Origin of the sequence: Photobacterium sanguinicancri (assembly GCF_002265265.1) — a bacterium.
GTDB classification, from domain to species: domain Bacteria; phylum Pseudomonadota; class Gammaproteobacteria; order Enterobacterales; family Vibrionaceae; genus Photobacterium; species Photobacterium sanguinicancri.
In genome coordinates this window covers 1-14,227 of sequence record NZ_NOIF01000137.1, presented here as the reverse complement: position 1 = coordinate 14,227, position 14,227 = coordinate 1, and the positions used below count along the sequence as shown (strand labels likewise).

The window sequence follows — 14,227 nt, the reverse complement described above, 5'->3', positions numbered from 1 at the left end:
GTTAATCTATTGTTTAACTTAACAATTAATGGTCGTGTGCTTCGCCTGCGCCTTTAGGGTAACGAATTGATTCCACCATATCTTGTACTTCTTTTGGTACTTCCGAGGTAAATTTATTAACCACAATCGATACCACAAAGTTCAAACACATTCCTAACGTGCCAATACCTTCAGGACTGATGCCAAAGAACCAGTTTTCAGGGGTACTTGCTGCTGGATTGATGAACTTAAAGTATATGATGTAAGAGGCGGTGAAGGTAATGCCACTTAACATGCCCGCGATTGCTCCTTCTTTGTTCATCTGCTTATAGAAGATGCCCAGAATAATGGCAGGGAAGAAAGATGCTGCGGCTAAGCCAAACGAGAACGCAACAACTTGAGCGACAAACCCTGGCGGATTAATGCCTAGATACCCTGCGCCGACAATCGCCACAGCGGCACCGATACGTGCGGCCATTAGTTCTTGTTTATCGGTCATATCTGGCTTAAACCCTTTCTTGAGCAAATCATGTGAAATCGAGGTTGAAATCACCAGCAGCAAGCCTGCAGCTGTTGATAGGGCTGCGGCTAAACCACCTGCGGCCAATAGTGCGACAACCCAGTTAGGTAGATTTGCCAGCTCAGGGCTTGCCAGTACGATAATGTCACGGTTGATGTTCATCTCGTTACGCTCATCGCCCGAGTAGAACATCCTGCCATCGCCGTTTTTATCTTCCCATTTAACCAGTCCTGTTTTCTCCCAGTTAGTCACCCAACCTGGCGCTTGTTCAGCCGTGACACCTTGCATTTCAGGACCATTGATAGTCTGAATCATATTGATACGTGCAAATGCAGCAACCGACGGTGCCGTGGTATAAAGTAGTGAGATAAACAACAATGCCCAGCCTGCAGAAATACGGGCATCTTTTACGCGAGGCACAGTAAAGAAGCGAATGATAACGTGAGGTAATCCTGCGGTACCTACCATCAAGGCTGCACAGATGAAGAACACATCAACCATACTTTTGGAGCCATCGGTATAGGCGGTAAAGCCGAGTTCGGTGGTCAAGCCATCAAGCTTATCCAGTACATAGGTTTCTGACCCTGTGAGTGTTGAGCCAAGGCCTAGTTGTGGCACTGGGGTACCTGTCATCATGATTGATGTGAAGATTGCTGGCACTAAGAAAGCAAAAATCAGAACACAAAATTGTGCAACTTGGGTGTAGGTAATGCCTTTCATACCGCCTAATACGGCGTAGAAGAACACAATACCCATCCCGATGATGATACCCATGTTGATATCAACTTCGAGGAAGCGAGCAAATACTACGCCCACACCACGCATTTGACCTGCTACGTAAGTAAACGAAACGAAAATGGCACAAAAGACGGCAACCATACGTGCAGTTCTGGAGTAGTAACGTTCTCCGATAAAATCTGGCACAGTGAATTGGCCAAATTTTCGTAGATAAGGTGCGAGGCATAACGCAAGTAGGACATAGCCGCCCGTCCACCCCATCAGATACACACCACCGTCATAGCCGACGAAAGAAATAATACCTGCCATTGAAATAAACGATGCTGCCGACATCCAGTCTGCTGCTGTTGCCATCCCGTTTGCTACAGGGTGAACACCACCGCCCGCGACATAAAACTCACTGGTGGATCCTGCACGTGCCCAGATGGCAATGCCGATATACACCGAGAAAGTAAAACCAACTAAAATAAACGTCCAAGTTTGAATATCCATGAAATAACCTCTTAGTCTTCCTGTACGTTGAACTTACGATCCAGTGCGTTCATACGCATCACGTAGACAAAAATCAGGGCGACAAAGGTATAGATAGCTCCCTGCTGTGAGAACCAAAAACCCAGTTTAAAGCCACCGATTTGAAAGTTGTTGAGGACATCCACAAATAAGATCCCTGCGCCATATGAGACTAAAAACCAAATGGCCAATAACGATCCCATCGTTGCGAGGTTTTCTCGCCAGTAGGCTTGTGCATGTTCCTTGGATTCAAACGCCATTGTTATCTCCTTACACGTTACGAAAGTAAAAACGCAATTTGTACGTTAATAAAATGTTACGTAACGACAATAGCAATGAATAATGAAAGACACAGTGCAACTTTAGTCGAGGGATAAACGACAAAATCGCCACGAATGCGGCGATTTTGTGAGGTTAGCGAATATTTTGAGGTGTTAATGAAATGTTGCGTTAGCCTAAGGTCTAACCCATGATGTAAAAATCTTTTATGCCAACCAGTAGGTTATTGACTGCAACGGCCGCGAGTATTAATCCCATGACTCGGCTGATGATCGCCGCGCCCACTGTGCCAATGTATTTCTGGATCTTATTGGCTCCGAGTAATAGCAATAACGTGATGGTTAACACGGCTAGCATGACTAAGGTTGTCATTATTTGATCACCCAGTGCATAGCGGTTGTTATCCGTCAGCATGACGACGGCCATCATAGCGCCCGGAGAGGCGATAGAAGGGATCGCGAGGGGATAAACCGCTAAGTTGCCAAGCTCTGAATGTGCCACATCGTCTTGGCTTAATTTACATTCTTGGTCAACTTTGCCTTCACCAAAAATCATGGTGAGAGCAAATAAGAGTAAGACTAACCCGCCCGCTGCTTGGAAGGCGGGAAGGGGAATTTGCATCGCTTCTAATAGGATCTGTCCCACGATAACAAAGAATAACAGTACGCCAGTCGCAATGCCGACAGCTTTTAATGCGACTAACCGGCGTTGATGTGCGGTGAGGTGGTTGGTTTGAGCAAGATAAACAGGAACAGAACCGATAGGATCAACGACGGCCCAAATAAGAACAAACTGGGTAACTAAAGCACTAAGCAAAAGAGCCTCCTTAAGATGATAGAGAGGAATTGTATGTAATTTGAGGGTTTAATCTGTATTTATTGCTAAGGATAGCAAAAAGGTATGACTTTTTATGAAAATATTGCGTACTTTGACCGTTTAAGTTGTTACAAAATACATGGTGATTTTAGCCATTAAAGCTAAAGGTATGCTATCCAATACTATTTATTGCTATATCCCTTTAAATATAAGGGAGTATTCGTTAGCTGCACCGATAGATGATACTGCTATCGATGCAATTAAATGATTGATGCTATAAATCCATTTGCTGTAGCAAAATTACTGCCTGAGTGCGATTTCTAACATTAAGTTTACGAAAAATGGCCGTCATATGGGCCTTAATTGTTGCTTCTGACACATTTAAGTCATAGGCGATTTGCTTGTTGAGCAAGCCATCAGACAGCATGCAAAGCACTTTGTATTGCTGAGGCGTTAGGGTGGCTATTCTCTCTGCTAATTCAGTATGCCCATCATCATCGGCTTCATTCATGCCTTCAGGGAAAAAGGGTTCGCCTTCTAAAACTTGGTTCAGCGCGGAAACTAAAGCGCGCATGTCGCTAGATTTGGGGATAAAGCCAAATGCACCGTGGCTGCGTACTTGCTTCACCACACTGTGCTCTTCACTGGCTGAGATGACCACGATCGGTAGATCGGGGTGTTGGTTACGTAACTGAATCAGCCCTGACATGCCATTGGCCCCCGGCATTTTTAAATCGAGTAGTAGCAAGTCGACATCAGTTTCTTCTTTATCGAGTAGGGTCAATAGTGAGTCGAGCGAGTCAGCTTCTAGTAGGTTGGCTCCACTGAAAGCCATATGTACCGATTGAAATAACGCATTACGAAACAGTGGGTGATCATCGGCAATGACAATAGTGTATTGGGCGTCCATATCCATCTCATTATTAATCCTTTTCTTTAAGCTATCACTGCCTTATAGCGAGATCAATTTGTTAACACTCAAGATCTGCGTTGGATCAGAGGTTGATAGTATTCGCTTGTGAAGGCACTGGCACTCTGGGTAATCGTGTGTGTTTTTCTGTTATTTTTTATCTGCTATTGAGCAAGTTAAGACTGATGATGTAGTTAAGGCACTTCGCATGAAATCAATGAAGTGACTAATGTGCAAAGGGACATAGCCTAAGCGCTGATAAAGCATGTAAATAGGGCGTGGTGGTGAGTACCACTCTGGCATCATCGTCGTTAATCGCTGCTGGGCGATGGCGTCTGCCACAACATAATTTGGTAGGCAAGCGATGCCTAGTCCGCTAATAGTCGCTTGCTTAATGCTGTTAAGATCGGCAATGGCCATCCGTACTGGTGAGTTAAGCCAGACGGTTTGATTACTTTGCTTAGAAGTGAGTGCCCATTCAAATTCAGGCACACTGGCTAGGCGGGCATGAAGCTCTAGTTCTTCAGGAGTATGAGGTGTGCCTTGCTGTGCTAAATAGCAAGGGGAAGCAACCAAAATACGTTGTGATTCACCAATGGTTGCAGCCGCAAAGCTAGAATCTGGCTGCTGACCGACCCTAAACACTACATCATATTGTTCGGGGCTGTAATCGTGTTGCTGATTCGATAACTGATTCAACGATAACGTGACTTCAGGGTACTGCGCTAAGAACTGATTAAATAGTGGCATCAGTTGATAGGTAAGCAAACCAACAGGCGCGGAAATACGTAACGCGCCGCGTGGGGTGTTTTGGCTGCTGTCCTGAATTTCGCTGGTGGCGGCTTCTAAATCATCAATGAGAGGCTGACAGCGATCGAAGTAATTTTGGCCAAGCGGTGTCAGTGATACATTGCGGCTATCACGGATAACCAATTGGCTACCTAAGGTATCTTCTAGCCGTTGTAATCGACGGCTCAAGGTCGCAGGGGGGATATCCAGTGCACTGGCTGCGGCTCTGAAACTTCCTTGCTGAGCAATCGCAATTAGGGTGCGTAGGTCATCTAACTTCATACCATTTTTGCATCGCTGCATCACGCTTTTACCTCTATCGCATTAGGCGTGCTGTGACTACTATAAGGACTCAGGTTGTTCTGTCTTCAACCTGAATCTGTAGCAAAACACTGAGACATATCGAATAAGACACTGGGATTGGTGAGTTATTCGAGTAGAACACTAACGATGGGAATCCGTTGGTGTTCGGGTCTTCGCCCTAGGATGGGGCGGAGACAATAATTACCTTATTTTACCGCGTTTTTCTCCTGCTTTACTCCTTTCTAACACATTAAAATCGTAACACTATTTTTCATTCTCTCTTGTTATTTAGCCACAATAAATCACCGCTTATAATGATAGTAAGTAAATACTAACCATGTTGAGTATACTTCAGCTTTTCAGTTGTTCTACCGATTCAATCTATCTCGCTGTTATTTATTTCAATGGCACAAAAAAGGCCACCCGAAGGTGACCTTATTCTGTTCTAGAACTTATATTTTCAAGCGATTAAAGAATCATACCGCCGAATAAGAAGCCTAGTGCAACCGAAGTTGAAATGGTCACCACACCAGGAATAAAGAACGGGTGGTTAAATACCAAGTTACCGATACGGGTAGAGCCTGTGTCATCCATCTCAACTGCCGCTAGTAGCGTTGGGTAAGTAGGAAGTACGAACAGTGCACTTACTGCTGCAAACGATGCGATAGCAGTAAGAGGAGCAACACCGATAGCCAATGCTGCAGGCATTAGTGCGACAGTGGTTGCGCCTTGAGAGTAAAGCAGCATAGAAGCTAGGAACAATACGATAGCTAGCATCCATGGGTAGTCACTCAGTAATGAAGCCGCTACTTCTTTAATGCCATCAACGTGTGAGTTAACGAACGTAGAACCTAACCATGCCACACCCAGTACACAGATACATGCTGTCATACCAGAGCGGAACGTTGGTGCTGCTGCGATTTTTGATGCGTCGATTTTAGTGAATGTCACGATAGCCGCTGCTGCTGCCAGCATTACTGTCATGATAGCTTCGTTACGACCCAGAGCCGGGTTCTCAATCAGACCAACAGAGCTTGAAATCGCTGCTGCGTAGCACACTACAAATGCGATAGCCGCTAGGAAGATGTAAGTCGCTGTTTTTGCTGTTGGCAAAATCTGACGTTTTTCAGTACCTTTTAGCTTAATCAGACCTTTTTCTAAACGTTCTTGGTAAACCGGATCGTCTTTTAGTTCACAGCCAAGGAAGTTAGCAACAAACGCACCAGCCATACATGCTAGGAAAGTCGTTGGAATACAAACTGCAAGCAGTGTTAGGTAACCCACGCCTAGTGGCTCAAGTAGACCTGAGAAGAACACAACTGCCGCTGAAATTGGCGATGCAGTGATAGCGATTTGTGAAGCAACAACGGCGATAGAAAGTGGACGAGAAGGGCGAACGCCTTGCTCTTTAGCAACTTCAGCAATAACCGGAAGGGTAGAGAAAGCCGTGTGGCCGGTACCTGCCATCAGTGTCATTAGGTATGTCACGATAGGCGCGTAGAAAGTGATGTGTTTAGGGTTTTTGCGAAGGAAGTTTTCTGCTATTTCAACTAGCCAGTCCATACCACCAGCCACTTGCATTGCGGCGATTGCGGTAATAACTGACATGATAATAAGGATTACATCTACGGGGATAAAAGATTGACTCGTGGGCACGCCTAAAAAGAGCGATAACACAATGACACCAGCGCCACCTGCCAAACCAATACCAATACCACCGATACGTGCGCCTAAATAAATAAACGCGAGAACAACAAAGAGTTCTACACCAATCATAGGGATCTATCCTGTCTTAAAGTTAATCAAAAAAAATAAAAGGGGGGAATCTGTAGCAAAGAAGGGCGGACACTCGTCCTGAATATCCGCCAAATTTTAATTTATATTACGAGGGCCGTTACTATTAGTTGTAACGTTTTGCTTTGTATTCTGGGTGCATCAAGTTTTGTACTGAGAAGATGTCGTCTAGTTGTTCTTCAGTTAGAAGACCACGCTCTAGTACTACTTCACGTACATTCTTACCTGTTTCCGCACAAATCTTACCAACGATGTCGCCTTCGTGGTGGCCGATGAATGGGTTTAGGTAAGTTACGATACCAATAGAGTTAAACACGAAGCTTTCACACACTTCTTTGTTCACTGTGATACCAACAATACACTTATCAGTTAGGTTGATAGCGGCATTTTTCAGTAGGTCGATAGACTCAAATAGTGCCTGACCGATCACTGGTTCCATAACGTTCAACTGAAGCTGACCTGCTTCTGCTGCGAAAGTTAGGGTAGTGTCGTTACCAATTACTTTGAAACACACTTGGTTAACCACTTCAGGGATTACTGGGTTAACTTTAGCTGGCATGATAGAAGAACCAGCTTGCATTTCAGGTAGGTTTAGTTCGTTTAGACCAGTACGTGGGCCTGAAGATAGTAGACGTAAGTCGTTACAAATCTTAGACAGTTTCACAGCTGTACGCTTAAGCGCGCCGTGAATCATTACGTAAGCACCACAGTCTGATGTTGCTTCGATAAGGTCTTCAGCAGGAGTACAAGGTAGACCTGTGATTTCAGCAAGACGTTGAACTGAAAGCTCTTGGTAGCCAGTTGCAGCGTTCAAGCCAGTACCGATAGCGGTAGCGCCAAGGTTAACTTCAAGTAGAAGCTCTGCCGTGTGCTTAAGGTTTTTAATTTCTTCTTTAATAAGAATACCGAAAGCGTGGAATTCTTGACCTACAGTCATAGGTACAGCATCTTGAAGTTGGGTACGGCCCATTTTCAGGATGTGTGAAAATTCTTTGTCTTTGGCATCGAAAGCGGCTTTTAGATGCTCAAGTGCGTCAAGCATGTTGATGATGCTGTTGTATACAGCAACACGGAAGCCTGTAGGGTAAGCACAGTTAGTAGACTGAGATTTGTTTACGTGATCGTTAGGGTTAACGATATCGTATTCGCCTTTCTCTTTGCCCATTAGCTCAAGTGCTAGGTTAGCAACAACTTCGTTAGCATTCATGTTAACTGAAGTGCCTGCGCCACCTTGGTAAACATCTGATGGGAATTGATCCATGCATTTGCCTGTATCTAGGATCAGGTCACATGCTTTGATGATGTACTCACCAACTTCAGAAGGAATAGCGCCTAGTTCTTTGTTCGCCATTGCAGCCGCTTTCTTAGTGAAAACCATGCCACGAACGAATTCTGGAACATCAGAAATAGTCGTTTTAGAAATGTTGAAGTTTTCAACAGCGCGAAGAGTGTGAATACCCCAGTAAGCATCAGCTGGAACGTGACGCTCACCAAGTAGATCTTCTTCAATGCGGGTTGCAACGTTAAGAGTTGCTTCGTTTTTTTCTAGATCAATCATCTGAGACATAATGTAGCCTTATGGGGAATCTGCTAAGAAAATTCAAATGTTGAGCCAGTTCTGAATAAGAATCCATTCTGCAGAAGTGTTGGCTAGATGATCGTACCTGACACCTTATTTGCAGACGATAATACTCCCCTTTAGGGGTAAAAACATAATCCAGATCACTTTTTTGAATGGCGTGTTTTTATTTGCATAAAAACGAGAGTTAGCTCACATTACCTGTTAACAAGTGATGCGCTGAATAAGATGAAAAATGACCAAATATAGTAAAATGTGAAAGCTTTGTTTGTTTTATCTTGTCATGAATTATGCAAGCTTGGTCTACGCCAATGCGCTTGAAAAATGCCACAATGCCCGCATAGTTTAGATATACCCTAATTTTTCATGTTGACCATCGACAGTGGGGTCGTTGGGCGGCAATTATCACAGGCCACCAAGAGGTAAGTCGTGTTTCCTATTTTAATGTTTCTTTTTATTGTTGTGCCGATTGTGGAGATCGCTCTGTTTGTACAAGTAGGTGGTTTTCTCGGTATGTGGCCAACGATTGGACTCGTGTTGGTAACGGCCATTGTTGGGGCGTCACTGGTGCGTAGCCAAGGCATTGCGACTTTAATGTCGGTACAAGGCAAATTGGCGCAAGGTGAGCTACCAGCCCAGCAAATTGTAGAAGGTGTCATGCTGGCGGTTGCGGGAGTGCTACTGCTTACACCGGGCTTTATGACTGACTTTCTTGGTATGGCTGTGCTGTTACCAGCCCCACGTGCGTATTTAGCCAAGCAGCTAATGAGCCGAGTTAAAGTTAATAGCATGGGTGCGGGAGCTGGTTTCAGTGGCGGCTTTGGTGGTGGTCAAGGATTTAATGGACAAGGTCCATTTGATCAGCAAGGCTCGTTTGATCAACAAGACCCATTTAGTTCTCAGCGTCGTAATCAAAATGGCGATGTATTTGATGGGGAATTTGAGCGCAAAGATGAAGAGAAAAAAGATGACGACGCACCGCGTTTACCTTAATTGGTAACATGATGTGATTGTAGTCATGACAATATGTGAATAATAAAAAAAGCAGCCTAGGCTGCTTTTTTATTCATATCTTGTTTTATTTGACCAGCCCGTTCGGCTATTTATACTGCCTGTTTTTACCCGTTTGGTAGGTCTGTTGGTGTCAGGCATTGGCGTCGAATACGCAGTGCATAACAGTAAGCACCAATCCCACTAAAAATGTTGGCAATAGCAATGCCAATAAATAGCCCTTCAGTCCCGTAATATTGACTGCCAAGCCAAGCTGTTGGTAACAGAAATGCAAACAGACGAAGTAAATTCCAAATTAATGCATTCATGGGTTTATGCATTGCATTTAATCCGCTGATCAGCAACATGCAAACGGCCTGTAAGCCATAACTTAATGGCACCACCATCAAGTAATGCCACAATAAATCCTGTACTTGGCTGTCTTGACTGAAAAGTGCCGACAACGGCCAACTAAGCGGCACCATCATCACAAACACTAATAATTGAAATACGATCGCAAAGCGCATTGCCATAAACAGTGCTTTAAAAGCACGTTGTGGATTATTAGCCCCGAGGTTCTGTGCCATAAAAGGCATCAGTGCTGAACCCAGTGACATCATGACAATGATAAGAATCGACTCAATCCGCATTGCAGCGCCATAGGCGGCGACAGACGTTGTCCCTTGGGCGGCTAAAATTGCCATTAAGAATGCCCCAGACAACGGCGTTAAGGCGTTAGACAGGCCTGCAGGGGTGCCTATCTCTAATACTTGGCGCCAATCGTGGAGCAATTTATTAAGCTGTGGCCAGGCCAATAGCTTTTCACGCTTAGTCAGCACATATAAAGAGCCGACTAAGGCCACAGCCCAGCTGACTCCACTGGCAATCGCGGCCCCTTGTACCCCGAGTTCAGGAAATGGGCCGTAGCCGAAGATCAATAACGGATCGAGGATCCCATTGATCAAGCCTGCCAGCATCATGATCTTAGCGGGGGTTTTGGTATCACCTGTTGCTCGAATCGCGCTGTTACCCGCCATCGGGATCACTAATAGTGGAATGGCGATATACCATACTGACATGTATTCATTGATGATAGGGAGCAGGCTAGGTGAAGCCCCTAATAATGAAAACAAAGGATCAATGGTAACTAAACCTAAGCTTGAAGCGGCAATCATTAAGATGACAGCGAGTAACAAACCATGGCTGGAAAAACGTGCTGCAGATGCCATGTCGCCTTGGCCCAATAAACGGCCAATAGAGGTGGATAAGCCTACGCCCACGCCCATGGTGATACAGTTCAGCGCAAAGGTAACAGGAAAGGTGAAACTCACGGCTGCGAGCGCTTCGGTGCCGAGCAAAGAAATAAAAAGTGTATCAACCAGATTGAACATCAGAATCGCCACCATGCCAAACACCATCGGAATGGTGAGGCGGCGTAAAACGAGATCAATGGGGGCTGTGAGAAGGCCGTGTTTATCTGGGGTATTCGTACGCGTCATAGTTGCCTCGACGTAAAGATGCTCGCTCACCCTAAAGCAAAGAATGTGACGGGGCAAAAGTTCTCGAAGAAATTTTGAATTTATTTAGCTTGTAAGGCTTGGGTTCCAGAAAATCGACCCAACATGCTATGTATCGAAGGAGTAAGCGCCTTACATTATCTTACTCACTTATTTTTATTGGACATAACCAAATTAGGAGAGACGACCGATGAATATTCGTCCATTACACGACCGAGTTATCGTTGAACGCCAAGAAGTTGAATCAAAGTCTGCTGGTGGCATCGTTCTTACTGGTTCTGCCGCTGAAAAATCAACACGCGGTGTGATCCTTGCAGTAGGTAAAGGTCGCATCTTAGAAAACGGTACAGTACAAGCGCTAGACGTTAAAGTTGGCGACACCGTTATCTTCGCTGAAGGCTACGGCACTAAATCAGAAAAAATCGACGGTAAAGAAGTGCTAATCATGTCTGAAAACGACATCATGGCAATCGTTGAATAATCCATTCACCTACATTAAGAATTAAGAAAGGAAACTGACATGGCTGCTAAAGACGTCAAATTTGGTAATGATGCACGCGTACGCATGCTAGAAGGTGTAAACGTTCTAGCTGACGCAGTAAAAGTAACTTTAGGTCCTAAAGGCCGTAACGTTGTACTAGATAAATCATTTGGTGCACCAACCATCACTAAAGATGGCGTATCTGTTGCGCGTGAAATTGAACTGGAAGACAAATTCCAGAACATGGGCGCACAAATGGTGAAAGAAGTTGCTTCTCAAGCTAACGATGCTGCGGGTGACGGTACTACGACGGCAACAGTACTTGCGCAAGCAATTATTACTGAAGGCCTTAAAGCTGTAGCAGCGGGCATGAACCCAATGGATCTTAAGCGCGGCATCGACAAAGCAGTTATTGCTGCTGTTGAAGAGCTGAAAGCACTGTCTGTACCTTGTGAAGATACAAAAGCTATCGCACAAGTAGGTACTATCTCTGCAAACTCTGACGAAACTGTTGGTAACCTAATTGCAGAAGCAATGGAAAAAGTAGGCCGCGACGGTGTTATCACTGTTGAAGAAGGTCAAGCACTTCAAGACGAACTAGACGTTGTTGAAGGTATGCAGTTCGACCGCGGTTACCTATCGCCTTACTTCATCAACAACCAAGAAGCGGGTTCTGTTGATTTAGAAAGCCCATTTATTCTACTTGTAGACAAGAAAGTATCGAACATTCGTGAACTACTTCCTGCTCTAGAAGGTGTAGCGAAAGCATCTCGCCCACTACTTATCGTCGCTGAAGACGTTGAAGGCGAAGCGCTAGCAACACTTGTTGTGAACAACATGCGCGGTATCGTGAAAGTAGCGGCTGTTAAAGCACCTGGTTTCGGTGACCGTCGTAAATCAATGCTACAAGACATCGCAGTACTAACTGCAGGTACCGTGATCTCTGAAGAGATTGGTCTTGAGCTAGAAAAAGTACAACTAGAAGATCTAGGCCAAGCGAAACGCATCACTATCACTAAAGAAGCAACGACTATCATTGATGGTGCTGGTGAAGAAGCGATGATTCAAAGCCGTGTTGTGCAAATTCGTCAACAAATCGAAGACGCAACATCAGATTACGATAAAGAAAAACTTCAAGAGCGCGTAGCAAAACTAGCGGGCGGCGTAGCAGTCATTAAAGTGGGTGCTGCAACAGAAGTTGAAATGAAAGAGAAAAAAGACCGCGTAGAAGATGCACTACACGCAACTCGCGCAGCGGTTGAAGAAGGTGTTGTTGCTGGTGGTGGTGTTGCACTTATCCGCGCAGCATCAAAAGTTGCAAACCTAGAAGGTAGCAACGAAGAACAAAACGTAGGTATCCGCGTTGCACTACGTGCAATGGAAGCGCCTATTCGTCAAATCACTAAAAACGCAGGTGACGAAGAGTCAGTTGTGGCGAACAATGTTCGTGCAGGCGAAGGTAACTACGGTTACAACGCAGCAACAGGTGAGTACGGCGACATGATCGCAATGGGTATCCTAGACCCAACTAAAGTAACGCGTTCTGCTCTACAGTTCGCAGCATCAGTTGCTGGTCTTATGATCACAACAGAAGCAATGATTACAGACAAGCCTGCTAAAGATGCGCCTGCAATGCCTGATATGGGCGGCATGGGCGGTATGGGTGGTATGGGCGGCATGATGTGATAGCCAGCCTATCTCTTTGCTGTAAGGCTTAATTACTGCGTCGAGCATGCTCATTTACTAGCGTAAACTCCGCGTGCTCTCCTTGTACTAAAGCCATACAGCGTTGAGTTAGCCCACCTATTTATCCAGTAGGTTTAGAAAGCCGAGGTTTATACTTCGGCTTTTTTACGCCTGTAGAAAGCTTAAGGGAGCTGAAAAGGAATATGTACGCTTTTGTGCCAATTGAGTGTGAATAGGGCTGGGGTTTTGGCGTACGATTTATGACTAAAGTTATGCCGTATTCTGGCTATATCTTGTTCATATCTTTAGTTCCTCATGCTCATTTCCACCTGTACAGTTCACTCATGAAAAAGCTCAATAAGCTGTACGTTGATTTATCCCTTTAAAATCAATAATTTACGTACGCCTTGTTGTTTTTGGAGTATGGGCGTCAAATTGCTCACCATTTTCCAGTACGCTTAAGCTAAAGCTGTACGCGTTAGTATGGTTAACCTCGGAATCGCTAGCAGGATAGATAAGTGCTAAGAATGTTGTGCAGGGAAAATGATTTAGGAGAGGTATTTATTACTGCTCGCGATCTGCCTTTCCGACAAATATATAACGAAGGTATTTAATGGTATTAATCCACGAGAACCACCAGCTATGTCGATTGGTATCTTGGTGTGGGGACATTAATAATGACGGTTTATCCTTTACTGCTTTGTAATCTGTTCTTTCCTTTATGTCCCTCATATTGGCCATTCATACTTACCATTCGTCGCTGTTTTTATGGTTCTTCTTTGTGAAATATACATGGCACCATTTATCCGACAAAAAGCAAAATAAGCTGCACTGTGATTTAATTTCTTTTAAAACATGAGCTTAGCTTTGATTTTGTTGCTGGTTAATTACGAGTTTATTTTCGTGTATCTTTTCGCTGCTTTTTTGGTGAAAAGCTGTACGGGGCGTTCTAGCTGGTATTATTGGATAAGTAAAAATACATCTGTAGGCTAAGAAATACCATGTACGGTTCACTTTTAAAAAAGCCAGAAAAGCTGTACAGGAAATATTGCACTTAAAATCAATGGTTTACATTTAAATTAAGAGGGGGTGAATAATTTAAGTGAAACGATCACCTTTTAGCTGATATTGGTCGTTAATGTTGTACATTTTTGATGTCAGGGGTATGTAGTATGGATTTTAATGAGTAAATTACTTCGTGCGGCATAGCGTTATAGGTTTATGTCATGGTAAAAAAATAGGGATGCCCCCTCATTAAAAAGTGGGTGTAGTTATACCCATTTGATTTAGTTAATTTAAAAATCAGCTATAACAATAACTTACAATCTAATAAGGG

General features: G+C 44.3%; 11 protein-coding genes. 3 read left to right on the top strand and 8 right to left on the bottom strand.

Annotation, left to right across the window (positions count from 1 at the left end):
• Positions 1-25: 25 nt before the first annotated feature.
• The 7 genes from ASV53_RS17465 to aspA form a co-directional block, all read right to left on the bottom strand.
• The gene (locus ASV53_RS17465; RefSeq protein WP_094958031.1) at positions 26-1,729 is read right to left on the bottom strand and encodes a sodium:solute symporter family protein; all 1,704 of its coding nucleotides are present in this window, start codon (positions 1,727-1,729) and stop codon (positions 26-28) included.
• An 11-nt stretch (positions 1,730-1,740) separates the two neighbouring features.
• Positions 1,741-2,007 (bottom strand): DUF4212 domain-containing protein, encoded by a 267-nt coding sequence (locus ASV53_RS17460; RefSeq protein WP_062690206.1) that lies wholly within the window; start codon positions 2,005-2,007, stop codon positions 1,741-1,743.
• A gap of 202 nt (positions 2,008-2,209) precedes the next feature.
• A complete protein-coding gene (locus ASV53_RS17455) occupies positions 2,210-2,842 on the bottom strand; it encodes a MarC family protein (RefSeq protein WP_094958030.1) in 633 nt (210 codons plus the stop codon).
• A gap of 274 nt (positions 2,843-3,116) precedes the next feature.
• Positions 3,117-3,752 (bottom strand): response regulator transcription factor, encoded by a 636-nt coding sequence (locus ASV53_RS17450; RefSeq protein ID WP_094958032.1) that lies wholly within the window; start codon positions 3,750-3,752, stop codon positions 3,117-3,119.
• Positions 3,753-3,902: 150 nt separating this feature from the next.
• Positions 3,903-4,844 carry a LysR family transcriptional regulator gene (locus tag ASV53_RS17445; protein ID WP_062690208.1) on the bottom strand — a complete coding sequence of 314 codons (942 nt, stop codon included), beginning with the start codon at positions 4,842-4,844 and terminating at the stop codon, positions 3,903-3,905.
• Between the two features lie 468 nt (positions 4,845-5,312).
• Positions 5,313-6,620: an anaerobic C4-dicarboxylate transporter gene (locus tag ASV53_RS17440; protein WP_094958029.1), complete on the bottom strand. Its 1,308-nt coding sequence runs from the start codon at positions 6,618-6,620 to the stop codon at positions 5,313-5,315.
• A 124-nt stretch (positions 6,621-6,744) separates the two neighbouring features.
• Positions 6,745-8,205: an aspartate ammonia-lyase gene (gene aspA / locus ASV53_RS17435; RefSeq protein ID WP_062690210.1), complete on the bottom strand. Its 1,461-nt coding sequence runs from the start codon at positions 8,203-8,205 to the stop codon at positions 6,745-6,747.
• Positions 8,206-8,646: 441 nt separating this feature from the next.
• On the opposite strand from aspA, the gene ASV53_RS17430 reads away from it, so the two are divergent.
• Positions 8,647-9,210 carry an FxsA family protein gene (locus tag ASV53_RS17430; protein ID WP_189337906.1) on the top strand — a complete coding sequence of 188 codons (564 nt, stop codon included), beginning with the start codon at positions 8,647-8,649 and terminating at the stop codon, positions 9,208-9,210.
• Positions 9,211-9,335: 125 nt separating this feature from the next.
• On the opposite strand, the gene ASV53_RS17425 is transcribed toward ASV53_RS17430, so the two are convergent.
• Positions 9,336-10,706 carry an MATE family efflux transporter gene (locus tag ASV53_RS17425; protein WP_094958027.1) on the bottom strand — a complete coding sequence of 457 codons (1,371 nt, stop codon included), beginning with the start codon at positions 10,704-10,706 and terminating at the stop codon, positions 9,336-9,338.
• A 208-nt stretch (positions 10,707-10,914) separates the two neighbouring features.
• Between ASV53_RS17425 and ASV53_RS17420 the strand changes: the two genes are divergently transcribed.
• On the top strand, positions 10,915-11,205 hold the full coding sequence (locus ASV53_RS17420) for a co-chaperone GroES (RefSeq protein WP_048899867.1): 291 nt from the start codon (positions 10,915-10,917) through the stop codon (positions 11,203-11,205).
• A 39-nt stretch (positions 11,206-11,244) separates the two neighbouring features.
• On the top strand, positions 11,245-12,891 hold the full coding sequence (gene groL, locus ASV53_RS17415; RefSeq protein WP_094958026.1) for a chaperonin GroEL: 1,647 nt from the start codon (positions 11,245-11,247) through the stop codon (positions 12,889-12,891).
• The last annotated feature ends 1,336 nt before the right edge of the window (positions 12,892-14,227 follow it).